This is a genomic window from Paeniglutamicibacter sp. NPDC091659, from assembly GCF_044756805.1.
Classification (GTDB): domain Bacteria; phylum Actinomycetota; class Actinomycetes; order Actinomycetales; family Micrococcaceae; genus Paeniglutamicibacter.
The window spans coordinates 1-24,277 of the sequence record NZ_JBIVTO010000004.1; the positions used below are offsets into that span (position 1 = coordinate 1).

General features: G+C 69.3%; 20 protein-coding genes. 14 read left to right on the forward strand and 6 right to left on the reverse strand.

The window, feature by feature from the left end:
• The 3 genes from ACIQLF_RS09055 to ACIQLF_RS09065 form a co-directional block, all read left to right on the forward strand.
• Positions 1-1,461 (forward strand): biotin/lipoyl-containing protein (locus ACIQLF_RS09055; protein WP_400297083.1); only part of this gene is annotated, 1,461 nt, incomplete at its 5' end.
• Positions 1,462-1,696: 235 nt separating this feature from the next.
• On the forward strand, positions 1,697-2,368 hold the full coding sequence (locus tag ACIQLF_RS09060) for a hypothetical protein (RefSeq protein WP_400297085.1): 672 nt from the start codon (positions 1,697-1,699) through the stop codon (positions 2,366-2,368).
• A gap of 3 nt (positions 2,369-2,371) precedes the next feature.
• Positions 2,372-3,817 carry a mycothione reductase gene (locus ACIQLF_RS09065; protein WP_400297088.1) on the forward strand — a complete coding sequence of 482 codons (1,446 nt, stop codon included), beginning with the start codon at positions 2,372-2,374 and terminating at the stop codon, positions 3,815-3,817.
• Between the two features lie 173 nt (positions 3,818-3,990).
• Here ACIQLF_RS09065 and ACIQLF_RS09070 read toward each other — a convergent pair whose 3' ends face one another.
• The 3 genes from ACIQLF_RS09070 to ACIQLF_RS09080 form a co-directional block, all read right to left on the reverse strand.
• Complete coding sequence (locus tag ACIQLF_RS09070; RefSeq protein ID WP_400297090.1) at positions 3,991-5,805, reverse strand: AMP-dependent synthetase/ligase; 1,815 nt, start codon at positions 5,803-5,805, stop codon at positions 3,991-3,993.
• 179 nt (positions 5,806-5,984) lie between these two features.
• A complete protein-coding gene (locus ACIQLF_RS09075) occupies positions 5,985-6,461 on the reverse strand; it encodes a hypothetical protein (protein WP_400297092.1) in 477 nt (158 codons plus the stop codon).
• Positions 6,454-7,236 (reverse strand): alpha/beta hydrolase, encoded by a 783-nt coding sequence (locus tag ACIQLF_RS09080; protein ID WP_400297095.1) that lies wholly within the window; start codon positions 7,234-7,236, stop codon positions 6,454-6,456. Before ACIQLF_RS09080 ends, ACIQLF_RS09075 begins: the two co-directional genes overlap by 8 nt.
• 187 nt (positions 7,237-7,423) lie before the next feature.
• Between ACIQLF_RS09080 and ACIQLF_RS09085 the strand changes: the two genes are divergently transcribed.
• Positions 7,424-8,131: a lysophospholipid acyltransferase family protein gene (locus ACIQLF_RS09085; protein WP_387532240.1), complete on the forward strand. Its 708-nt coding sequence runs from the start codon at positions 7,424-7,426 to the stop codon at positions 8,129-8,131.
• Positions 8,132-8,239: 108 nt separating this feature from the next.
• Positions 8,240-9,637, forward strand: coding sequence for a class II 3-deoxy-7-phosphoheptulonate synthase (locus tag ACIQLF_RS09090; protein WP_400297098.1), 1,398 nt, complete (start codon positions 8,240-8,242; stop codon positions 9,635-9,637).
• A 227-nt stretch (positions 9,638-9,864) separates the two neighbouring features.
• Here ACIQLF_RS09090 and ACIQLF_RS09095 read toward each other — a convergent pair whose 3' ends face one another.
• A complete protein-coding gene (locus tag ACIQLF_RS09095) occupies positions 9,865-12,087 on the reverse strand; it encodes a PASTA domain-containing protein (protein WP_400297101.1) in 2,223 nt (740 codons plus the stop codon).
• Between the two features lie 160 nt (positions 12,088-12,247).
• Positions 12,248-12,496, reverse strand: coding sequence for a WhiB family transcriptional regulator (locus tag ACIQLF_RS09100; RefSeq protein WP_068738138.1), 249 nt, complete (start codon positions 12,494-12,496; stop codon positions 12,248-12,250).
• A 325-nt stretch (positions 12,497-12,821) separates the two neighbouring features.
• Here ACIQLF_RS09100 and ACIQLF_RS09105 point away from each other — a divergent pair, with 325 nt between their 5' ends.
• Positions 12,822-13,280: a hypothetical protein gene (locus ACIQLF_RS09105; RefSeq protein WP_400297104.1), complete on the forward strand. Its 459-nt coding sequence runs from the start codon at positions 12,822-12,824 to the stop codon at positions 13,278-13,280.
• Positions 13,281-13,329: 49 nt separating this feature from the next.
• On the opposite strand, the gene ACIQLF_RS09110 is transcribed toward ACIQLF_RS09105, so the two are convergent.
• The gene (locus ACIQLF_RS09110) at positions 13,330-17,406 is read right to left on the reverse strand and encodes an FtsK/SpoIIIE domain-containing protein (protein ID WP_400297107.1); all 4,077 of its coding nucleotides are present in this window, start codon (positions 17,404-17,406) and stop codon (positions 13,330-13,332) included.
• Between the two features lie 332 nt (positions 17,407-17,738).
• On the opposite strand from ACIQLF_RS09110, the gene ACIQLF_RS09115 reads away from it, so the two are divergent.
• The 8 genes from ACIQLF_RS09115 to prfB all read left to right on the forward strand — a co-directional run bounded on the left by ACIQLF_RS09115 (position 17,739) and on the right by prfB (position 23,960).
• Positions 17,739-18,965 (forward strand): CpaF family protein, encoded by a 1,227-nt coding sequence (locus ACIQLF_RS09115; protein ID WP_400297109.1) that lies wholly within the window; start codon positions 17,739-17,741, stop codon positions 18,963-18,965.
• A complete protein-coding gene (locus ACIQLF_RS09120; RefSeq protein ID WP_400297112.1) occupies positions 18,962-19,813 on the forward strand; it encodes a type II secretion system F family protein in 852 nt (283 codons plus the stop codon). Before ACIQLF_RS09115 ends, ACIQLF_RS09120 begins: the two co-directional genes overlap by 4 nt.
• Entirely contained in the window at positions 19,810-20,751 is a 942-nt protein-coding gene (locus tag ACIQLF_RS09125; protein WP_400297114.1) for a type II secretion system F family protein, read from the forward strand. Before ACIQLF_RS09120 ends, ACIQLF_RS09125 begins: the two co-directional genes overlap by 4 nt.
• Positions 20,752-20,935: 184 nt before the next feature.
• Positions 20,936-21,169 (forward strand): hypothetical protein, encoded by a 234-nt coding sequence (locus tag ACIQLF_RS09130; RefSeq protein WP_400297117.1) that lies wholly within the window; start codon positions 20,936-20,938, stop codon positions 21,167-21,169.
• Between the two features lie 118 nt (positions 21,170-21,287).
• Positions 21,288-21,716, forward strand: coding sequence for a TadE family protein (locus ACIQLF_RS09135; protein WP_400297119.1), 429 nt, complete (start codon positions 21,288-21,290; stop codon positions 21,714-21,716).
• Between the two features lie 106 nt (positions 21,717-21,822).
• Positions 21,823-22,206 carry a hypothetical protein gene (locus tag ACIQLF_RS09140; RefSeq protein WP_400297122.1) on the forward strand — a complete coding sequence of 128 codons (384 nt, stop codon included), beginning with the start codon at positions 21,823-21,825 and terminating at the stop codon, positions 22,204-22,206.
• A complete protein-coding gene (locus ACIQLF_RS09145) occupies positions 22,199-22,732 on the forward strand; it encodes a hypothetical protein (RefSeq protein WP_400297125.1) in 534 nt (177 codons plus the stop codon). Before ACIQLF_RS09140 ends, ACIQLF_RS09145 begins: the two co-directional genes overlap by 8 nt.
• A 112-nt stretch (positions 22,733-22,844) precedes the next feature.
• Entirely contained in the window at positions 22,845-23,960 is a 1,116-nt protein-coding gene (gene prfB / locus ACIQLF_RS09150; RefSeq protein WP_400297126.1) for a peptide chain release factor 2, read from the forward strand.
• Positions 23,961-24,277: the final 317 nt, after the last annotated feature.

Genomic DNA, 24,277 nt, shown 5'->3' on the forward strand with positions numbered 1-24,277 from the left:
GTCTCGCAGATGGCCCCGGCGATCAAGGCGGTCCGCGCGACCGGCACCGCGGTGGCCGAGGTGGCGCTGTGCTACACCGGCAACCTGCTGGATCCGAACGAGGACCTGTACACGCTGGACTACTACCTGAACCTGGCCCAGGAAATCGTCGACGCCGGCGCGCACATCCTGGCGATCAAGGACATGGCCGGGCTCCTGCGCCCGGCCGCCGCGGCGAAGCTTGTCACGGCCCTGCGCGAGCGCTTCGAGCTGCCCGTGCACCTGCACACCCACGACACTGCCGGCGGCCAGATGGCCACCCTGATGGCCGCGATCAACGCGGGCGTCGACGCCGTGGACGTGGCGGCGGCCTCGATGGCCGGGACCACCTCCCAGCCCTCCTCCTCGGCGCTGATCGCCGCGCTGGAGAACACCGAGCGCGACACCGGCATCTCCCTGGAGGCCGCGGCTTCCCTGGAGCCGTACTGGGAATCGGTGCGCGCCATGTATGCGCCGTTCGAGTCCGGGCTCACGGCCCCGACCGGCCGCGTCTACCGCCACGAGATCCCGGGCGGCCAGCTCTCCAACCTGCGCCAGCAGGCCATCGCGCTGGGCCTGGGGGAGCGCTTCGAGGCCATCGAGGACATGTACACCGCGGCGAACCACATCCTGGGCCGCCTGGTGAAGGTCACCCCGTCCTCCAAGGTGGTGGGCGATTTGGCCCTGGCGCTGGTGGGCATGGGCGTGGACCCCGACGAGTTCGCGGCCGACCCGAAGTCCTTCGACATCCCGGACTCCGTCATCCAGTTCCTCTCCGGTGAGCTGGGCAACCCGCCGGGCGGCTGGCCGGAACCGTTCCGTTCCAAGGCGCTGGAGGGCCGCGTCGTGCACCCGCGCCTCGAGGTGCTGGAGCCGGAGGATTCCGCGGCGCTGAACGCGGATTCGGAGACCCGCCGCGCCACGCTGAACCGCCTGCTCTTCGCCGGCCCGACGCGCGACTTCGCCGCAACCCTGGAGACGTACGGGGACCTGTCCTCGCTGCACACCCGCGACTACCTCTACGGCCTGGTCAAGGGCCGCGAGCACGTGGTCTCGCTGGGCAAGGGCGTGCGCCTGCTGGTGTCCCTGCAGTCGATCTCCGAGGCCGACGACAAGGGCATGCGCACCGTGATGGTCACGCTCAACGGGCAGTCGCGCCAGCTGATGGTGCGCGACAATTCGGTGGAGTCCACCGCGGTGCTCGCGGAGAAGGCCGACACGTCCAACCACGGCCACATCGCCGCCCCGTTCGCCGGTGCCGTCACGGCCAAGGTCGCCGTGGGCGATACGGTCGAGGCCGGCGCCACGGTGGCGACGATCGAGGCCATGAAGATGGAGGCCGGCATCACCTCCACGGTCGCCGGCACCGTGAGCCGTCTGGCCATCGGCGGCACCGCGCAGGTGCAGGGCGGCGACCTGCTGCTCGTCGTCGTGCCGGCCTAACCGGCGGAAGCGGGTACGCCGGCCGTGCACCAACCACGCATTGACTGCGGGTGATGCGCGGCCGGCGCACCGGATGGACACATGAGCGAGGATGGACCCCGAACCGGGCGTTCGTCCTCGCTCTCGTGTTATGGTGCGATTCTGCGACCGATCCACAGGTTCGGCCGTCCACGGAAAAGCTACTTCGAAAAACAAGCAGTGCGAGAACAGCCACTGCGAAAAGGGGTCGGGTTTCATGCCAGGGAGTTCTGCGGGTTTCTTCGCCAGGTTGTTCCGCAAGCGCGGTGCCGCCACGGAGGCGGCCGCGCCGTCGGCACATGAGGCGTCCGAATCGAATACGAAGGCCCCGGCGGGATTGCACGCCGCGGCAGTCCCGGCGGATTCCGTCGCCGAGGCGGCGGGGGAGCAGCCCGGAGGACGATCCGATGCCACCGCCGGAGCCCCGGGGATCGTCACCGTCGTTGCTCTGGAACCGCATGCGGGGCTCGCGACGCTGTGTGCGGCGCTTGAGTACCGGCTGGAAGACCACGGGATGCAGGTCCGCGGTGCCGGCCCTGGCCTGATGCGTGCCGCCTTCGACGGCACGCTCAAGGGCACGGACGTCCTGGTCCTGCTGGCGCCCGCCGCGGCCGCCGCAACGGGGACCTTCCAGGAGAAGCTGGACTGGTTGGTGGCCAACGACAACGCCGGGCTCGTGGAACGCACGGTTTTCGTCGTCAACTACGGCGCCACGGAGGACGGCGGCGCGCTCGAGCTGCCCGCGTCCCTGGACAGGCCCGTGGTCGTGCTGCCGCATGACGCGGCGCTGGGCCTGCCGGCACCCGAACGCCGGGCACCGCGCAGGGCCGCCCGCCACGCGCTGGACCAACTGGTTTCCGAAATTTCCGCGATCCGGGCGGGCCGCTAGGCCATGGCGCACCACGAGCCCGCACGCTACGAGGCCGCACACTACGATCTTGCGATCATCGGGTCGGGCTCCGGCAACTCGTTGATCACCCCGTTCTGGGACGACAAGAAGGTCGCCATCATCGACGCCGGCATCTTCGGCGGCACCTGCCTCAACGTCGGGTGCATCCCCACCAAGATGTTCGCCTACCCGGCGCAGCTTGCCGCAAGCGCCGTCCAGGCGCGCGAGCTCGGGGTGAACCTCGTGCACGAGGGCAGCGACTGGGCGGCGATCCGGGACCGGATCTTCGGGCGCATCGACGCGATCTCCGAGGGCGGCCGGCACTACCGGGCCGACGAGCTGGAGAACGTCGACCTCTACCAGGAGCACGTCACCGTCACCGCGGACCACCGGCTGTTGACCGATTCCGGCACGACGATCGACGCCAAGAAGATCGTGATCGCCGCCGGCTCGCGCGCCGTGCTGCCGCAGGTGCCCGGGATCGAGCTGCCCGGCATCCACACCTCGGACACCATCATGCGCCTCGAGGCGATGCCCGAACGCCTGGTCGTCGTCGGCGGCGGCTACGTCGCCAGCGAGTTTGCCGCGGTGTTCGCCTCCTTCGGCTCGACGGTGACCCAGGTGAACCGCTCCGGCGCGCTGTTGCGGGAACAGGACGCCGACATCTCCGCCGCATTCACCGACGCCGCGGCCAGGCGCTGGAACGTCGAGCTCGACGCAAACCTTTTGCGCATCGAGCAGCGCGAGGGCCACCTGCGCCTGCACTTTGCCCGCGCCGGGGGCGAACTGGTGCTCGACGCCGACACCGTGCTGGTCGCGGTGGGCCGCCGGCCCAACACCGACACTCTGGGCGTTGCCGCGCTCGGCCTGGACCTGCGCGCCAACGGCGCCCTGCGCGTCGACGAGTACCAGCGCGTGATGCGCGGCGGGGAACCCGTCGAGGGGATGTTCGCGCTGGGCGACGTGGCCAACGTCGACCAGCTCAAGCACGTGGCCAACCGCGAGGCGCGGGTGGTGGTCCACAACCTGGAGAACCCCTCGGCGATGTGGACCATGGACCGCAGCGCGGTGCCCGCCGCGGTGTTCAGCAACCCGCAGGTCGCGGCCGTCGGGCTCACCGAGGCCCAGGCGATCGATGCGCACGGGGCCAACGACGTCGCCACGTCGACCCAGCCCTTCGGGTCCACCGCCTACGGCTGGGCGATGGAGGACACCGAGGGCATCGTGAAGCTGGTGGCCCACAAGGGCACCCGCCGGCTGCTCGGCGCCCACATCATGGGACACGAGGCGGCGCTGCTGATCCAGCCGCTCATCCAGGCCATGGCGACGGACCTGGACCTCGTCGAGATGGCGCGCGGGCAGTTCTGGATCCACCCGGCGCTCAGCGAGGTCGTGGAGAACGCGTTGCTGTCGCTGGGCCTCGCAGGCCGTCCGGGGGATCCGCTCTAGGACTGTTTCCTTCCGGCGCTGCGGCCGTCCCCGAGGGGGAGCCGCCCGAAGGCCTTGCCCGATGACCTGCCCAATGGCACAAAAATGCGGGGCGGGATGGACACCGTGGGTGTCCGTCCCGCCCCGCATTCGTGAAGCGTGCTGCCGGGTCCGGCCCGGCGTTGCCGCGGCGCTCAGGCGCGCGGCTTCACGCCCCCGTAGATCTCCTCGACAACCGACTCGAAGTCCTTCAGGACCTGGGCGCGCTTGATCTTCATCGACGGGGTCAGGTGCCCGGATTCCTCGGTGAAGTCGGTCGGCACGACCCGGAACTCCTTGATCTGCTCGGCGCGCGAGACGCTGGCGTTCGCCTTGGCGACCAGCGCCGCGATCGCCTCGCGGACCTGCGGCATCACGGCCGCCTGCGCGGTGGTGGTGCCCGCCGGAAGGTGGTGGCGCTCCAGCCAGCCCGGCAGGGCCTCCGCGTCCAGGGTGACCAGCGCGGAAATGAACGGGCGGGCGTCGCCCACCACCACGCACTGGGACACCAGTGCGTCGGCGCGGATCTGGTCCTCGAGCATCGCGGGGACCACGTTCTTGCCGCTGGCCGTGACGATGATTTCCTTCTTGCGCCCGGTGATGCGCAGGAAGCCGTCGGCATCCAGCTCGCCGATGTCCCCGGTGCGGAACCAGCCGTCCACGAAGGTCTCGGCGGTGAGGTCCGGGCGGTTGTAGTAGCCGCGCATCACGCAGAAGCCCTTGGCCAGGATCTCCCCGTCCTCGGCGATCCGCACGCCGTTGCCCGGCAGCGGGCGCCCGACCGTGCCGATCTTGATCTGCTTCGGGGTGTTCACGGTGATCGGCGCGGTGGTCTCGGTGAGGCCGTAGCCCTCCAGGACCGTGAGCCCGATGCCGTGGAAGAAGTGGCCCAGCCGTTCGCCCAGCGGGGCGCCGCCGGAGACGGCGTGCACCACGTTTCCGCCCATGGCGGCGCGGATCTTCGAGTACAGCAGCACGTCGAAAAGCTTGTGCTTGAGCTTCAGGACCAGCGGCACCTTGCCGTCCTGCTCGGCGCGGGAGAAGGCGATCGCGGTGTCGGCGCCGGCGTGGAAGATCTTGCCCTTGCCACCGTCCTCGGCCTTGAGCATCGAGGAGTTGTAGACCTTCTCGAAGACGCGCGGCACGGCCAGGATGAAGTTCGGCTTGAACGACTGCAGGTCGCCCATCAGGTTCTTCACGTCGGCGGTGTGCGCGACCCTGACCCCCGCGGCCACGCTGAGCACCGAGATGTAGCGGGCGAACACGTGGGCCAGCGGCAGGAACATGATGGTCGATGCGCCGGGGTACACGCACTCGGGCAGCGCCGCGGCGGCGTTGTCGCTGAGCTCCACGAAGTTCGAGTGGGTCAGCTCGCAGCCCTTGGGCCGCCCGGTGGTGCCGGAGGTGTAGATGATGGTGGCCAGCGAGTCGAGCCCGGCGGCGGAGCGGCGTTCCTCCAGGACAGCGTCGGCCACGTCCCTGCCGGCCTCGCGCAGGGCGTCCAGGCCGTTGCCGTCGATCTGCCACACGTGGCCGAGCTCGTCCAGGCCTTCCTGGTGGGCGGCCTGGCGGACCACGTTCTCGTGGCGCGGCGCCTCGACCACCACGGCGGCGGCGTGCGAATCGCCGAGGATCCAGGCCACCTGGCTGGGGGAGGAGGTTTCGTAGACCGGGACCGTGACGCAGCCGGCAAACCAGATGGCGAAGTCGACAAGCGTCCACTCGTATCGGGTTCGGGCCATCAGGCCGATGCGGGCGCCGGGCGCGATGCCGCTGGCGATGAATCCCTTGGCCAGGGCCGAGGCGTCCGCGGCGAACTCGGACGCGGAGATGTCGATCCAGCTGCCGTTGGGTCCGGGCTTGGCGAGCAGCGGCGGATTTGCCGCGGAACGTGCGTGGCGCAGCAGCAAATCGGTGACGTTGGTCTGCGGCGGCGTCTCCACCATCGGTGGGACAACTAATTCCTGCATCGGGGCTCCTTCGGTCGGAGGGCCGGGATCTGCATGCCTGCTACCGGTCCCACTACCACCATCCTAGTGGCTTGCGTCACATTGTGTACTCACTGGTAACTTACGGGGATTTTCCGGTCTTGGCAACAGGGCCGACGGCGTTTGCGGTGGCGGGAGCGGGATGCGCGATTCCCGGCACCCTAGACGCGGGCACCGTCGTCGCCCTCGTGGCGGAAGCGCGGCAGCCGGGCAAAAAGGAATCCGCCCGCGGCCAGTGCCACGACGCACAGCCCGATCCAGAGCGGCATGGGAGCTCGCCTCCAGAAAATGGCAAGTATCAGCAGCATCAGCGGAGCCCCCGCCGCGGCCGTCCAGGCGAGGGTGAGCAGCGGGTTCCCGGAGCCGAGCGCCGGGGGGTCCTCCGGGATGAAGCCCTCGTGGTCATCGGCCGCCTCGTAGTCGCGCGGGCCGCCGAGTGCCGGGTGCATCCGGAAGAGCGTCGGGTCCACGCCGCCGGTGCTTCCGGTGCTGCCCGATCCCGGGCCCGTCTCGGGGCTTGGTTCCCGGGGCAGGGCCGGCCCGGCCGCAGGAGCTTCTTCCAGCCGGCGCACCAGGTCCTCCCAGATGGCGTCGTCTGAATCGCCGGACGATGCCGGCTCGTGAAACGGATCAGTCATGGTGCGCGCTGCTCAACTTCCTGAAAAACTCGATCGACTCGTTGAAGATTTCGTCGGCCTCGTAGTCAAGCGTGGCCACGTGGTAGCTCCGTTCCAGGCGGCGGACCTGGACGGGAAGGTTCTCGTCCAGCCCGGAGCGCAGCACCTCGATGCTGCTTTCGGGAACCACGTGGTCCTGGTCGGACCTGAAGACGATGATGGGAGAGGTGATCTTCGGCAGGCCCTGCGTCGCGGCCTTGAACAGCTTGCGCAGCTGGTGGACGCCGCCGATGGGCGTGCGGGTATAGGCATGCTCGTCGCCACCGGGCTTGGCGATGTCGTTGGCGATCGACTTGATCGACGGCAGGAAAAAGCGCAGCACGCCGGTGAACTTGACCACAGGGGATTCGATGGTCAGCCCGGGGTTGATCAACGCCAGGCCCGCCGGGGAGTGCGTTGCCGCAACGTGCAGCGCCAGTGCCCCGCCCATCGACATGCCCGCCACGTACACCCGCGAATGCCTGGCCGCGAGCGCCTCGTAGGCCCGCTCCACCGCCGAAATGATGTCCGAGTGCGGCGTCCGGGAGAGCTCCTGCCAGGTGGTCACGTGCCCGGGAAGCACCGGCAGGTCCACGGTGTATCCCGCCTTGGCGAATGCCTGGGCCCAGGGCAGCATGCTGGCCGGACCCGCGGTGAACCCGTGGATGACCAGAACGGCCTCGCCGTTGTCCCCCTGGTGCTGGAACGGCGCGTTGACTTCTGCGTCCTGGCCGGAAACCTTCTGGTTGCTTGGCACGGTTTTCTCCCTCGCATGGGTTTGGCCGAACGGCGCTCTCGGCACGGGCCGGGGTATGACCTTTGGCAATGTTTTGCCTACAGTTAGAGCCTAACGGAGAACGACTGAATCATCACTTGATTTGAGGTGCGGGCATTTTCGCGCGCCGCCAGCACAATCCCATACCGGCCCGGAAGGCACACACCACATGTTTTACCTGTTCATGAAGCGGTTCATCGTCGGACCGCTGGTAACGGTGTTCTTCAGGCCGTGGGTCAAGGGGATCGAGCACATCCCCGAAACCGGGGGAGCGATCATCGCCAGCAACCACCTCTCGGTCTCCGACTCGATCTTCCTGCCCGTGGCGGTCGACCGCCCGGTGATCTTCCTGGCCAAGAGCGACTACTTCAACGGCAAGGGCCTCAAGGGCCGCGTTACCGCGTGGTTCTTCCGGATGATCAACCAGCTGCCGATGGACCGCTCCGGCGGTGCCGCCAGCGCGAACTCGCTCGGTGCCGGCGCCCAGGCATTGGTCGACGGCCAGCTGCTGGGCATCTACCCGGAGGGCACGCGCAGCCCCGACGGGCGGCTCTACCGCGGCAAGCTCGGCGTGGCCAAGCTCGCCCTGGAGGCAGGGGTCCCCGTGATCCCGGTGGCGATGATCGGCACCGACAAGGTCCAGCCGATCGGCAAGCGCGTGCCGAACATCCGCCGCGTAGGCATGATCATCGGCGAGCCGCTGGACTTCTCCCGCTACGCCGGCATGAGCGAGGACCGCTTTGTGCAGCGCTCGGTCACCGACGAGATCATGTACGCGATCATGCGCCTCTCCGGACAGGAATACGTGGACTCCTACGCCGCAACGGTGAAGGCCCGGCTCGACGCCGAACGCCGCGAACAGCAGGGCAAGAAGTAGCCGCCGCCGGGCGCGCACCGTGGGTTGACCGCGCACTGTGAACGGCCCGATGCCTTGGGTTACGCGCCGGATACCCGCGCGGCGGGTGCGGCGGTTTACGCTTAGAGGGTGACTCAGCTATCTTCGAACTCTTCTTTGCCAGGCCGTTCGCCGGCGGGCCCCGCAGCCGACCCAGCACTGGATGTTTGGCGCACCCTGCCGATCGCCCAGCAGCCGACCTGGAACGACAACCCGCACTATGCCGAGTCCATTCGTGAACTCGGCTCCCGCCCTCCGCTGGTCTTCGCCGGCGAGGTCGACGTGCTGCGCGAGCGCCTGGCCGCCGCGGCACAGGGCAAGGCCTTCCTGCTCCAGGGCGGGGACTGCGCCGAGACCTTCGACGGCGCCACCGCCGACAAGATCTCCGCCCGCGTGCGCACCATCCTGCAGATGGCCGTCGTGCTGACCTACGGCGCCTCCATGCCGGTCATCAAGATGGGCCGCATGGCCGGCCAGTTCGCCAAGCCGCGCTCCTCCAACGACGAGACCCGCGACGGCGTGACGTTGCCGGCCTTCCGCGGCGACATCGTCAACGGCTACGACTTCACCCCGGAATCCCGCGCCCACGACCCGCGCCGCATGGTGCAGGCCTACAACACCTCCTCGGCCACGCTGAACCTGATCCGCGCCTTCACCCAGGGCGGCTTCGCCGACCTGCGCGACGTGCACTCCTGGAACAAGGGCTTCACGACGAACCCGGCGCACACCGCCTACGAGCAGCTCGCCGGCGAGATCGACCGCGCGGTCAAGTTCATGGACGCCTGCGGAGCGGACTTCGAGGCGCTCAAGCGCACCGAGTTCTTCGCCTCCCACGAGGCCCTGCTGCTGGACTACGAGCGCGCGCTGACGCGCACCGACTCGCGCACCGAGTTGCCCTACGACACCTCCGGCCACTTCCTGTGGATCGGTGAGCGCACCCGCCAGCTCGACGGCGCGCACGTGGACTTCCTCTCCCGCGTCCGCAACCCGATCGGCGTCAAGCTCGGCCCGACCACCTCCCCGGAGGACGCACTGGCGCTGATCGACAAGCTGGACCCGAACCGCGAGCCGGGCCGCCTGACCTTCATCACCCGGATGGGCGCGAAGAACATCCGCGAGAAGCTGCCGAACCTGGTCGAGAAGGTCACCGCCTCCGGCGCCCAGGTCCTCTGGGTCACCGACCCGATGCACGGCAACACCGTGACCAGCGGCAACGGCTACAAGACCCGCAACTTCGACGACGTCATGGACGAGGTCCGCGGCTTCTTCGAGGTGCACGACTCGCTGGGCACCTTCCCGGGCGGCCTGCACGTGGAGATGACCGGCGACGACGTGGCCGAATGCCTCGGCGGCGCCGACCCGATCCGCCAGGAACAGTTCGACGACCTGTACGAGTCGGTCTGCGACCCGCGCCTGAACCACCGCCAGTCCCTGGAGATGGCGTTCCTGGTCTCGGGTGCGCTGGCCAAGCGCGGACAGCGCGGCTAACACCACCACGGCTTAAACACGATGGCCGGGTTCCTTCCACCATTCAAGGTGGAACGAACCCGGCCATCGGACTTTGTGCGGCCTTGTTCCAAATCCCGGGAGGAACCCTCGACCGGTGGATCGCGTAGAACTCCGGCAGGCCCGCATCCTCGACGATCCGCGGGGCCGGTTGAAGCCCCATGGCTGCAGCCGGCCGGCAGGAATGCGCGAGCCAGGCCGGCAGTTCGCTAGACGACGACCAGCTTGATGGTCGATCCCTCCGGGGCGGTGCCGCCGGACGGGCTCTGGGTGCGCACGGTGCCGAAGAACCCGCCGAGGAACTCCTCGACCTCGACCTGGAAGCCGAGCGCCTCCAGCGTCGTGCGGGCCTCGCCCACCTGTTTGCCCTGCACGTCCGGGACCTCGATCATGCGCGGGCCGCGGGAGACGACGTAGGTGACGGTGGAACCGCGTTCCGCCTTTCCGCCCGCGGGCTTCTGCGAAATGATCGCGCCCTTGGGGACCGTGCGGCTGTACTCCTTGGAGTCCTCGGAGCCTTTCAGCCCCGCATCCTTGAGCGCGGCGTTGGCCTTTGCGGGGCTGAGCCCCAGCACCGAGGGCACATCGACGGGCGCCGGCCCGCGGGAGACGACAACCGCGACCTTGCTGTTGCGCCGAACCTTGTCGCCGACCTCCGGCTTGTGGCTGATCACCACGCCCTTGTCGACCTCCTCGGAGTACTTCCTGGACACCTCGCCGAGGGCCAGGTGGGCCTCCGCCAGGTCCTTTTCGGCAGCGGCCAGCTTGCGGCCGGTCAGGTTCGGCACGGCAAAGAGCTCCGGGCCCTTGGAAACGCTCAGCTCCAGGCCTTGAAACCTGCGGATCGTTTCCCCTGCGGCGGGTTCACTTCCCACCACGAGGCCGCGCTCGATCTTCTCGTCGAAAACTTCCTTGGTGGTGGCGGCGACGCCCTGGGACTCGAGCCGCGAGACGGCGTCGGCGCTGGCCAGACCGGTCAGCGTCGGAACCGTGAAGGGAGCGCCCGGGCCCATGCCGAAGAACAAGCCGATCGCCACTACCGCCGCCGCAAGCATCGTCAGCAGCACGGCAATGAGCCACTTGCGCCGCGCGGGGGACTTCGGGGCGAGCTGGTGCGTGGGGATCTGTGCTTCCTTTTTCCACGCGAGTTCGGCAGCACGGGCGCTCTTCTTGGCCTGCCGAGCCGAGAGCGGGCGCTGGCCCGACACCGCTTCAAGCTGCCCGGTGTTGCCGCCGGCCGAACCCTGCCGCGAAAGCACGCTTGTCTGGTCGGACCGTGGCTGCAGCAACGTGGTTTCCTGCGACGGCGCGAGCATCGCCTGCGTCCTGTCATCGGAGAGCGACGCCGCTTCCGGACCGCCGTCCTGCGCGAACGCCGGGAGGGCCGCGGTGGCGTCGTGCTGCGCCACATGGACGGCGGTTTCGCCCGCCGCGCCGGCCAATGCTGCGGCCGCCGCGCTTTCTGCGGCGGAATTGCGGAACAGCTGCGCCTGGGCCAGCCGGTCGTGCACCGTGGTGTGCGGGACGGCGGCCGGTGGAATGAGGTCGGTGATGCCGCCCAGGGTCTCCGCATCGAGGTCCAGCTGGTCGCGGGTCAGCGACTGCTGGATCTGCTTGAGATCGCTGAGCAGGAACGATGCGTCCTGCGGGCGGTCCTCCGGGTCCTTGTTGGTGCAGTAGGCGACCAGCTCGTCGAGCTCGGGGGAGAGCCCCGGCACGATCGCCGAGGGAGCCGGCACGCGGTCGTTGATGTGCTTGAACGCCAGCCCGTAGGCGCTTTCGGAGGTGAACGGCTGCTGCCCGGTGAGCAGCTCGTAGGCGATGATGCCCACCGCGTAGATGTCGCTGCGTTCGTCCGCCGGGTCGCCCACGGCAAGCTCGGGGGAGATGTAGGCGGCGGTGCCGAAGAAGGTCGTGGCGTTGGTGTGCGCGGAGGCGGCGCGGGCCAGCCCGAAGTCGGCGACCTTCACGCGTCCGTCGTCGGAAATCAGCACGTTGGCGGGCTTCATGTCCCGGTGGACGATGCCTTCGGCGTGCGCGACGGAGAGCCCGGTGCAGATTGCCTGCAGCACGGCGAGGGTCTGGCGCGGGGTGAAGCGGCCGCGTTCGGCCAGCACCTCGCGCAGGTTCAGCCCGCGCACGTATTCCATGACCAGGTAGGCGGCGTCGCCCGAGACGTGGTGGTCGCGGACGCCCACGATGTTCGGGTGGGTCAGCCCGGCGGAGATGATGGCCTCGGCGGCGAAGCGCTCGAGCACCACCGGGTCGGAGGCCATGTGCGCGTGCAGCACCTTGACGGCCACCGTGCGGTGCAGGCGGGTGTCCATGGCGCGGTACACGGTGGACATGCCGCCGTCGGCGATGCGTGCATCCAGCCGGTAGCGGCCATCGAGCGTGGCGCCAATGCGTGGGTCGGTTCGGGGCTCTGTCACTTATCGATCGTAACTATGGGTGCGGATATCGGGTCGTTCCAACACGAATCCGTACAGGTTTATTGCTGCCGGTGTTCGGATCGGGAGGTACGGAGGTGCAAAATCGGGGGCCGGCTCCAATGGAACCGGCCCCCGATCGAAATCTTGGTGCTGTGAAGCGTCAGGAAGCGCGACGGGCGCGTGCAGCCCGGCGCTTGAGCGCACGGCGCTCGTCTTCGCTCATGCCACCCCAGACGCCGGCATCCTGGCCGGATTCGATGGCCCATTGCAGGCAGGTGTCGACGACGGGGCAACGTCGGCAGACACTCTTGGCTTCTTCAATCTGGAGCAGGGCCGGTCCGGTGTTTCCAACCGGGAAAAACAGCTCCGGGTCCTTGTCCAGACAGGCCGCGCGGCTACGCCAATCCATGCTTGATGATGCTCCTTGAAAGTAGGTCTGAGGAAGAACTGCCCAAGGCTTGCAGCCGGGGCGAAAACAGCATGACGGGAGAATTGAGCTCGCCCGAACGACTGCCTAACAAGGTTTTCATGTTACGTTCACGTAAACAAGGGGCCGGTGTTGTAAATAGGCCCGCAGTCTTGAGTGCTTCGTCACAAGCTGCCGAAACGGGGTGTCGACTAACAGGTTTCGACGCCGCTGACAAGGGTGTTGTTCGGCACCTTCGCCGCAGTTCGGCCCGGTTCCGGACCCCTCCGCTTTCGCTTCGCCCGGTGCGCCCGGCTAGATTTGAGTGGTGATGAACCAGCCTGCCGTGCAACCTTCCAATCCCGCTCCCAAGCGCCGTCCGGTTTCGGTGCTGATCATCTGCGCCCTGCTGGTGCTCGAGGGCGCCGCGGTGCTCGCCTACGGTGCGGGCTATGCGATGCAGCTGGGCGATCCCGGGGCGTTGGGCCTGGGCGCGCGGCTGTTCATGCTGGTGCTGATCCTTGGTGCCGGCGCATGGCAGCTGCTGGTCGCCCACTTCTTCTTCCGTGCCCGGGCCTGGACCCGTGCCGCGGTGCTGGTCTGGCAGGTCTTCCAAATCATCCTGGCCTTCCAGTTCGTCATGCCCGGCAACGCGCTGATGGCCTGGCTGTGGCTGGTCCCGGCCGCGGTTGTCACGGTGCTGCTTTTCGATCCGCGCACCACCGGGTTCCTGGGTGACCGGCCCTCCGCGGGCAGTGCCGAAGGACGATCCGGCGACGCCGCCTAGCCCAACCGACGCCCGGGCCCAACCGCGGGTTGGTCCCGAGGGCGAACCGTCATGAACCGTCCGCGCACTGGATCTGGCGCAGCGTTCCGTTGTCGACGACCAGCGCCCTGCCCGGAATGCTGCGGGGATCGGGAACGAACCTGAACCCGGCAGGGTCGGCGTCGGTAAGCGAGCGCGGATCGAGCACCAGGAAGCTGCGCTGGTCGCGCACCGCCGCGCCGAGGCCCAGCTCCATGAGGATACGCGCGGAAGGCTCGGTGCTGAAGACCACCTGGATCCGCGCCGCGCCGAGGATTTCCAAGGCCCGTGCCGCCTCCCGCACGCGCAGGTCGGCCCTGTCGATCAGGACCAGGCCCACCCGCCCGTCCGTGGCCACGATCGGGCCGGATGCGAGACGCACCTCCTGCAACTGCCCGGGGTGCGAGGGAAGCACGTCGTCCAGCCCGAATCGCAGGCATGATTGGTTCCCGGCCAGACCGCACGCCGACAGATAGCTGAACAATCCGCCCTTCCCGGAGCCGTCATGCCCGATGACCACCCCGATCGGCCCCGGCGACCACATGAACGCCCGGTTGTCCGGACCGCACACGCCGACAGCCAGTGCCGACGGGCGCCAGCCCGACCCGTTCCCGGGCGGCATCCCTGAGGCCAATGCCGGTGCCGGTGCCGAAATCGCCGGGCGGAACGCGTCCAGATCCGAGGGCCGCAATAGCTCCGGCAGCGGGTCAGAGTGCAGCCACCCGGTCGGAACCGGCCCCGGGGGATGGCCGGCCACGGCCGTCGGATCGAGCAGCTGGAATTCGGTGCCCGTCTCCGGTTCGCCCGGGCCCACCAGCAGGCCGCGTCCCGGAACCGGGCCGACTCGTTTGAGCTTGGGCCAGCCCATCAGGACCTCGGGTCCCGCGCCGCGGGGAAAATACCAACGCGTTTCGCACAGGGACGCGGCCCTGGAGCCGGCCAGTTCGCGGTCCCCGCAGAGCACAAGCGCCCGGCCCGGTGACTGCGCGGTGCGCGCAAAGGCGCCAAGCGCGGCCTCCAGCAGCGCATAGCCGGAGGCCCCCAACGCCTGCGCCCAACCGCCGAGGCCGCTGACCACCAGCACCAGCGGGGCGGTGTGTGCGGCATCGTCCAGTTGCCGGACGAGTTCCTGGATGCGCCAGGGATCCTGCGGCCCGAAATACCCGCCGACCCCGGGATGCGCGGCGAGGTCCGGCTGCGTGCCGTTGCCATCGAGCACGAGGCAGGGCGCGGTCCATGCCCGCCGGTTCAGTGTCCGGACCAGGAGCTCCGGCACGTTTTCGGCGCCGGACCCGGGGAGGCCGCACACCGCCAGCCCGCCGCATGAGTCGAGGTCAAGGAGCATCGCCGTGGGACGGGCCGATTCCACGCGGTCCACCAGCCCGACGACGACGGCGTCGCCGGGGACCGCAAGCAAGGACGCCCGGGGCAGCTGCACCAGCACCTCGGGCAGCGCGGGGGAGAAGGGGCTTGCCGCGCGTTCATGGCCGGACCAGATGAGGCGGATTTGTTCGACGGCCGCCGCAAGCCCGCCGATCGCAGTCTGGGGTCCCGACGCTTGTCCATCCTGCCCTGGTGCATCCAACCGTTGTTCATCAGGAACTGGCCCGTCGAGTGCTTGCTGCCACAGGCGCGCGCGCAGGCTCCTGCCCCAGGCCCGGAGCGTTGCCCCGGTGCCGGCCACGGCGTTGATGTGCACCCTGAACTTCAGCGGGGCCTCGCCGCCGAGCCGAAGGAACGCCCAGCCCGGTTCACCGGGATCCAGGTGAGCGGCCGCGTCGGTGCCGATCAGGTCGGTCGACTCGAATTCGCCGGTCGTGCGCAGCGCGATGACACTGGAAATGTTGGCGCGCAGCTGCGCGTTCAGGGTCCCGGCGGGGCGTTGGGTGCTGAGCACCAGGTGGATGCCCAGCGACCTGCCCACGGTGGCCACCTGAACGATCTGCTCCAGAGCCCCGGGCAGCTCGGTGGCGAAGACGCGGAATTCGTCGATGACCACCACCAGCGCTGGCAGCAGCGGGTCGGCCTCGGTGCGCGATTCCAGGTAGCCGGCGATGTCTGTGGCGTGGTGCGCCGCCAGCAGGCGTTCGCGGCGGCGCAACTCGCAGGAGAGCTGCTCCAGCACGCGGCGGGCAGCCGCGGCGTCGAGATCGGACACCAGGTTTTGCACGTGCGGCAGCGCGGCCAGCGGAGCCAGTGTTGCCCCGCCCTTGAAATCCACCAGCACGAAGGCCAGTTCGTGAGGTCCGTGGCCGCGCGCCAGGCCAAGGACCAGCGAGCGCAGCAACTCCGACTTGCCGGATCCCGTGGTCCCAGCGACCAGCAGGTGCGGCCCGTGGCGGATCAGGTCCAGCCGGACAGGACCGGAGGCCGCATCGCCGATGACGGTGCCCAGGGCCTGCGGGAGCGGCCCGTGTGTCCGCTTGCCGGTGTCCGTCGGGAGCCCCGGCGCGGGAAGCCGCGGCCAACCCCCGGTTCCGGCCGAGAACTCCCGGCGGACGGCCCGGGCCAGGGCGTCGAAGCCCAGTGCGGCCGACTCGATCCGCAGACCCTCGGTGGTTGCCGCCACCCCGAGCCACGGGTTGCGGGCCAACGCCGCTTCGTCGAGCAGCAGCAGGCCCGAGGCGCCGAGGGTGACCTGTGCGTGTACCTGGTTCGGTGTTCCGCCGCAGTACACCCAGGCCATCGGAGCACCCGATTTGGTTCCCGGCGCCGCGGCGGAACCGGGCGGCGGCTCCGGCCGGGCCGCGTTCCCCGCGGCGGCGGTTCCCTCGACGGTGTTTCCGTTTCCCGGTGCCACCAAGACGATGGTCGGCACCGTCCCGACGCCGCCGATCCCGACGCCGCCGATCCCGACGCCGCCGATCTCAACCCCGCGGAGCATGAGGAACTCGGCGGGCAGGAACTCCGCCGGACCCACCACAAGCATCCGCAGCGCCCCGCTGTGCAGCAACGGCAACCAGCGCACCAGCACGGCCCGCAGTGGCCCGCCCCACTGGGCGGCCCCGCCCTCAAGCGCCAGGACCAGCCCGTCGTGTATGGCCAACAGCGCCGGGGAACGGTGCTCGGGATCGCCGCGAGGTTCGGGCGACGCGGCCCCCGAAGCCGCCCCGGATACCGAGCGAACCCATGCCCGCTGCAGCGCATGCCCCGGCACCATCGGCGGGAATCCGTCCGGGGCCGTGGTGGTGGCCCGGCACAGGCCGGCGGCCACCGCGCCGATCGGGGCGGCCAGCTCCTCGCGCCGTTCCGCGTCCCTGGCGCGGGCCAGCGAGGCGGCGCGCCGGTAGGCCCGTCGGGCCCGGAGCATGAAAAACGCGGGCAGACCCCCGGTGAGGAGGGACAACGTGGAGAAGAGCAGGAAAAAGGCGCTGCCGGTCATCAGGTAGAGCCCGGCGCCCAGCACCAGCGGGGTGAGCGCCCCCAGCAGCACGGTGCCCGGGTGCGACGGCGGTTCCCGTCCGTCGATCGCGATGGGCTGCAGGGGCCAAGGGCCGCGACCGGTCTCGCGAGGCTGCGCGGCCAGCAGCGCAAGGGTGCTGCCGCCGGCCGTGAAGCGCTCCCCGAGCAGCATCCGCCGTTCGCGGATCCTTGCCCCGACCAGCCAGAGCCCGTTTGCGGAGCCCTCGTCGCTGAGCACGATGGAGGTCTCCGACACCCGGAGCACCGCGTGAAGCCGCGAGAGCCACGGATCGTCGATGCGGAAATCGACGTTGCCGCGCCCCAGCGAATACACGCCCCGGCGCAGAGGCAGCATCCCGCCCGGATCGGGGCCTTCCACGACGACCAGCGCGGCGGCCGCACCGGGGCCGTTGCGCTCCGCCAACCCGCCGGGCTGCCCTTCCTGCAACCCGTCAGCCAACCAATCAGCAGGCCCGTCCGGCTGTCCCTCCATCGGCATGTCGCACAGGAAGATCTCGCCGGACGCGGGCAACCGATCGACCTCGGACAGGGGGATCGGCCCCCAAAACCAGCAGGCCTCCGGCCAGCGCCCGCCCAGCGCCCCGGCCAGCAGCGGGCCGCTGCACTCCCGGACGGAAACCAGTTCAAGCAGGGCACGTCGCTGCGGATGCCCCGAGCACAACCGGATGAATAGCCGATCGGCCATTTTCTGCCTTTCTGCGCGGATCCACGGCGGCGGGCCCCGGCGCCCCGCCGCATCGAAAATTCCTGACTCAACCGTAAGAACGCAAGTGGGAAGCCGGTACCCGGGTGGCGCGGACTGTGGACGAATGCCCCGCGGCCCGCACCGGTTATCAACAGATTCCCCCGCGCCCTTGTTTGGCCGCCGCGGCCGCGGGTATTCTCGCCGTAAATGTGGGGATCCCGGCGTCACATGGGGCAAGACAGACGGCCCGAAGCACACGCGTTCTACGACACGCCGGATTCCGCCGAACCTTGGGTGGAACGGCTTGGGTGGAACGAAGCGGGGGCGAAGTTGTGGACGCAATAAACATCGTGGTCGATGAGGTGCGCGAACTCATCCGCCGGCACGGGCTGGATCCGTCCACCCAGCTGGGGGACGTGCGCCGGCTGGCCGAGGACGTGGTGCGCGACTACGACGAGCGCTCGCTCATGGGGGTGCTGCCCCCGCTGGGGGACCTGACGGCCGCCAGGCGGCGCGTGCTCGATGCCGTCGCCGGGCTCGGGGCGCTGCAGCCGCTGCTGGACGACCCGGAGATCGAGGAAATCTGGATCAACGGCCCGCACGAGGTCTTCGTGGCCCGCGGGGGCACCTCCGAGCTGACGTCGATCAGGATCCCCGAGCCCGAGATCCCCGCGCTGGTCGAGCGCATGCTCAAGGCCTCGGGCCGCCGGCTTGACCTCTCGCAGCCCTTCGTCGACTGCCAGCTGGCCGACGGCTCCCGCTTGCACGTGGTCATCCCGGACATCACCCGGAGGCACTGGGCGGTGAACATCCGCAAGTTCGTCGCCAGGGCCAGCAGGCTGGAGCACCTGGTGGAGCTCGGGACCATCACCCCGCAGGGGGCCCACTACCTGGACGTGGCGGTCGCGGCGGGGCTGAACGTGCTGGTCTCCGGCGCCACGCAGGCCGGCAAGACCACGATGCTCAACTGCCTGACCTCCTCGATCGGCAGCCGCGAACGCGTGATCACCATCGAGGAGATCTTCGAGCTGAAGGTCAACCTGCGCGATGTCGTCGGATTGCAGACCAGGCAGCAGAACCTGGAGGGCACCGGCGAGATCGACATGCGCAAGCTGGTCAAGGAGGCGCTGCGCATGCGCCCGGACCGGCTGATCGTCGGGGAGGTGCGGCAGGCCGAAGCCCTGGACATGCTGATTGCCCTGAACTCGGGCCTGCCCGGCCTAAGTACCATCCACGCGAACTCGGCGCACGACGCCGTCACCAAGCTGTGCACGCTCCCGCTGCTGGCGGGCGAGAACATCTCCAGCGCTTTCGTCATTCCGACCGTCGCCGCGTGCATCGACCTGGTGGTGCATTGCCGGCGCGATGCCCCCGGGCGGCGCTACGTGGGGGAGATCCTGGGCCTGGGCCGCCGGGTGGAAAACGGCGCCATCGAGACCACCACGCTCTTCGAGGCCGTCGACGGGGTGCTGCAGCTGCAGCCGGCCGCCGACCTGGCCCACCAGAAGCTGCTCGACGCCGGGATCGACGTGGCCGAACTCGGGCGGGCCGTGGCATGAGCCTGCTGCTGGGACTCACCCTGGGATTCGGGCTGCTGCTGATCTTCCGGTCCTTCACCCCCGCCACGGCGCGCACCCGGGAGGCGCGCCCTTCGCGGATCGACACCCTGCTGCTGCACGCCGGGATGGACAAGGTCACCCGGGCCGGCTTCATCTCCGCGTCCGTCACCAGCGCCGTGGTCGCCGGACTCACGGTGCTGGTGCTCACCGGCGCGTTCATGATCGCGCTGACCTTCACCGGGTTCGGGGCCTTCGCGCCCTGGGCCATCGTGCACCGGCAGGCCGGAAAGCGCCGCGCCGCCCTGCGCGAACAGTGGCCCGACGTCGTGGACCACCTGCGCTCGGCCATCCGCGCGGGGCTCTCGCTGCCGGAGGCGCTCACCCAGCTGGGCAAGCAGGGGCCCGAGGCGCTGCGTCCGGCCTTCACCGACTTCGGGCTCGACTACCGGGCCACCGCCCGCTTCGAGGAGTCGCTCGAGCGCCTGGCGCAGCGGCTCGCGGACCCGGTTGCTGACAAGATCGTCGCGGCCCTGCGCATCACCCGTGAGGTCGGCGGCACCGACCTGGGCGAGATGCTCGGCACGCTCAGCTCCTTCCTGCGAGACGCTGCCCGCACCCGCGGGGAGCTGGAGGCACGCCAGTCCTGGACCGTGTCCGCGGCGCGGCTGGCCGTCGCGGCCCCCTGGGTCATCTTGTTGCTGCTGGCCGGACAACCGGCGGCCGTCGCCGCCTACTCCACCGTGACCGGCATGCTGGTGCTGCTCACCGGCCTGGGCGTGTCCTTCGTCTGCTACCGGGCGATGATGCGCATCGGTCGGCTCCCGGCCGAGGAACGGGTCTTCACATGAGCCCCACGACGATCCTCGCGCTGGCCCTGGGACTGTGCCTGGGCAGCGGCCTCTGGCTGGTGCTGGTCAGGCTGCCTGCCATGCGCCCGATCAGCTTCGCGGACCGCATGGCCCCGCACCTGCGCACCGGACGCACCAGCTCCCGCACGTTCGGCGAGCCGCTCGCGGCGCAAACCCCGTTCGGTCCGCTGGGCCGCATCCTGGGCCCGGCGCTCGCCGACCTCGCCCGCTTCACGCACCGGCTGAACCCCGGCAACGAGGCGTTGGCCCGGCGGCTGGCCCGCGCCGGCCTGGCGATCGGCGTGCTGGATTTCCGCGCCCAGCAGCTGCTCTGGTCCGCGGGACTGACCCTCGCCGGTGCCGGGTACATCGGTCTCAACCTGGCCAACGGGGCCTTCAACCCGATGCTGGCGCTGGTGGTGCTGGCCTTCTGCGGGCTCGGCGGCTACCTGCTGCGCGACTGGTACCTGGGCGAGCAGATCGCCCGCCGCAGCAAGCGGATCCTGAACCAGTTCCCGACGATCGCCGAGCTGATGGCGCTCGCGGTCGGCGCGGGGGAGAGCACCATCGGCTCCATCGAGCGCGTGGCCCGCACCTCCAAGGGGGCGCTCAGCGAGGAGTTCTCGATGGCGCTGGCCGATGTCCGCTCCGGCTCGACGCTGGTGGCCGCGCTTGCCGCGATGTCCGACCGCATCCAGCTCACCGCCATGACCCGCTTCGTCGACGCGATCACCGTCGCCAGCGAACGCGGCACGCCGATCGCCCAGGTCATGCGCGCCCAGGCGCAGGACGTGCGCGACGCGGCCAAGCGCGACCTGATGGAAACGGCGGGCAAGAAGGAGATCGGCATGATGGTGCCGATCGTCTTCGGCATCCTCCCGCTGACCATCGTCTTTGCCGTCTACCCGGGGCTGTCGCTGATCGACATGAGCTACTGATGTCTGCCGGCCGGGGGTCCACACGCGAAACAGCCCGGATCGCCACGCGAATCAACACGCGAATCAGCACGCGGGGCACTTCGTGCAACACCACGATGGGCACCCCGCCCATCCGCCGCTTCGCCGCATTCCAGACCCCGGGCGAAGGGGCACAACCACGGGTCAAACCCTAGGAGGAACCGTCATGCGAAAGACACACAGGATCGGCTATTTGTTGTTCGGCGTTGGCTTGTGGGTGGCCGCCTGCACCGGCAACCTGGCGCGACGGGTCCGGCGCGACGAGCGCGGCGACGTGCCCGGCTGGGTCATGATCACGCTCATGAGCGCGCTGCTGGTTGCCGCGCTGCTGGCCATCGCGGGCCCGCGCCTGCAAGAGCTGTTCAACCAGGCGATCGACAGCGTTTCGGGCCTGGGCTAGAACGGCGGCGGCCCGCCCCATGTTCCCGTTACACGCCATGTCCCCGTACCGGGCCGTGCCTTCGTCCCGAGGAAGGTCGGCGCGCCGAGCGGAGTCCCCGCGCCCTCGCGCGGCCGCCTTGGACCGCGCCGCCACGACTGCCGCTGACCTCGGAACCGGAACCGGAACCGACACCCGCGGAAGCCAGCGGGGTTCCGCGGTGGCCGAATTCGTCATGGTCAGCGCATTGCTCATCGCCGTCTTCCTCGGGGTGGTGCAACTGGCGCTGGCGCTGCACGTGCGCAACACCCTGATGGATGCCGCCGCCAGCGGCGCCCGCCACGGCACGCTGGCCGACCGCGGTGCCGCCGACGGGGTGCAACGCACCAGGGAACTGATCTCCGGGGCGTTGAACGACGGGTTCGCCCGCGACGTCGAGGGTCGGATCATCGAGATCGGCGGCCGTCCGGGCCTGGTGATCACCGTGCGGGCGGAAATCCCGTTGATCGGCATGGTTCAGGGCTTCGGCGAGTTCGTGGTGCACGGGGAATCGGTGCGTTATGGGTAGGCGACGCACCCTTGCCCCGAAGCCTCCCCACTCTGGCCGCGGTGCCGGCACGGGGACGGGCCACATCCGTTCGGCGCCGGCCGGAGACCGTGACGCCGGATCGGCGGTGATCGAGTTCATTTTCCTGGTGGTGCTGCTCATGGTGCCGCTGATCTACCTGGTGATCGGTGCCGCACAGCTCCAGTCGGCGACCTATGCGGCGGTGGGCGCGGCCGACCACGGGGCCAAGGTCTTTGTCACTGCCGACACCGAGGCCCAGGCCGGTGACCGCGTGGCCGATGCGGTGAACCGCGCGGCTGCCAACATGGGCATCGACCGCGGCCGGGCGAGCTTCAGCTACAGCTGCAACGGGGCGTGCCTTTCGCCGGGCAGCACGGTCACGGTGAGCGTCTCGATCGACACGGTGCTGCCGTTGCTGCCGCAGGGCTGGAACTGGCGGACCGGTGAAATCAGCTCAAGCACCACCCACCGGGTGGACCGGTATGGGTAGCCCGGGCGCTGGCCGCCGCCACGGCGCCACCGGCAACCGCAACGCCGACCGCACTCGGGGCCGTGTGACCCGTGCCCGCGGAAGCGCCTTGCGGGTGGCGGACGCCGAAGCCGGGCAGTCGATCATCCTGATCATCGGCATGATCGCGCTGGCCCTGCTCACGATCAGCGTCGTGTTGGCCGCCACCGCCGTCAACGTCCAGGCCCGGAAGCTGCTCGCTGTGGCCGACGGGGCCGTCGCCGCGGCGGCGGACAACTTCGAGCTCGATGCCACGGGGCAGGCGGATGCAACGCTGCGCCTGGACCCCGCCGAGGTCCGGTCGGCCGCTGGAAAGTACCTCGACGACATCGGCGCCGGTTCGGATTTCGCGGAATTGCGCATTGTGTCGGCAGGCGTCCAGGGCGACGGGCTGACCGCGCACCTGCGGCTCGGCGCCACGGTCCACCCGCCGATCGTAGGCTGGGTGGTGCCCGCCGGGGTGGGCATCTCGGTGGAATCCAAGGCGCGCACCCTGCTCTCCAGATAGCCGGATGCCCCGGTGCCGTTTCTCCAGCGGGGGAGGGCCGAACACCTGCCGGGCGGAAATAACCCGTCGTCCGCCAAGAGATGGCCCGCAAATGTCGTAGGCTGGAACCACCATGGCTTCAACTGACTTCCCCGCAGAAATCCGCGCACTGCGCTCCACCTACGCCTCGATCGAAGAGGTGTCCGATGTTCCGCGCATTCGCGCCGACATCGAGATGCTCTCCGAGGAAGCCGGCGTGCCGAATCTCTGGGACAACCCTGCCGCCGCCCAGGTCGTGACCTCCAAGCTTTCGCACCGCCAGTCGGAACTCGAACGGCTGACCACCATCGCCACCCGCATCGACGACCTCGAGGTGCTTGTCGAGCTCGCAGAGATGGAGGCCGACGAGGATTCGCTGCGCGAGGCGGAAGACGAGCTCAAGTCGGTGCGCAAGGCGCTCGCCGACCTCGAGGTCGTCACGCTGCTGTCGGGCGAATTCGATTCGCGCGAGGCCGTTGTGACGATCCGCGCCGGCGCCGGCGGCGTTGATGCCGCGGACTTCGCCGAAATGCTGATGCGGATGTACCTGCGCTGGGCGGAAAAGCATGGCTATTCCACCCGGGTCATGGACACCTCCTACGCCGAAGAGGCCGGGCTGAAGTCCGCGACCTTCGAAGTCAACGCGCCCTACGCCTTCGGCACCCTGTCCGTCGAGGCCGGCACCCACCGCCTCGTGCGCATTTCCCCCTTCGACAATCAGGGGCGCCGCCAGACCTCGTTTGCCGCGGTCGAGGTCATTCCTCTGATCGAGCAAACCGACTCCATCGAGATCCCGGAAAACGAGATCCGGGTCGATGTGTTCCGGTCCTCGGGCCCGGGCGGCCAGTCGGTGAACACCACCGACTCGGCGGTGCGCATGACCCACATTCCCACGGGCATCGTGGTGTCGATGCAGAACGAGAAGTCGCAGATCCAGAACCGTGCCGCGGCCCTTCGCGTGCTGCAGTCCCGGTTGATGCTGGTGAAAAAGGCGGAGCAGGACGCCCAGAAGAAGGAAATGGCCGGCGATGTGAAGGCGTCGTGGGGCGACCAGATGCGCTCCTACGTGTTGAACCCGTACCAAATGGTCAAGGACCTTCGCACCGAGCACGAGGTCGGCAACACCTCCGCCGTACTTGACGGGGACATCGACGACTTCATCGATGCCGGCATCCGCTGGCGTGCAACCCAGCGCCGCCCGGTCGCCTAGAAACCAAACGCCGGATGAGGCGATTCTCCCGGCTCGAAGCCCTCGTTGATATCCGTATCGACGAGGGCTTCTTCGTATTCGGTCGCACATCGGCCCCGAACGCGGCCTGGCCACAGCCGGCGTTTTCGCTGTTTCGGGGCATGCCTCGAGGGCGGGCTGGATCAGGCTCGCAGCGTTCTGCGATGAGACACACAGTTTCGTGACACGCCTGTTATGAGCGCCGTGCAGCCGTCGCGGTGCCGATAGAGTGCAAGAGCTGGCCTTGAATCTCCCTTAAAACAAAAGTCCCGTTCCATGGATCCTTCTGCCGGCGATCC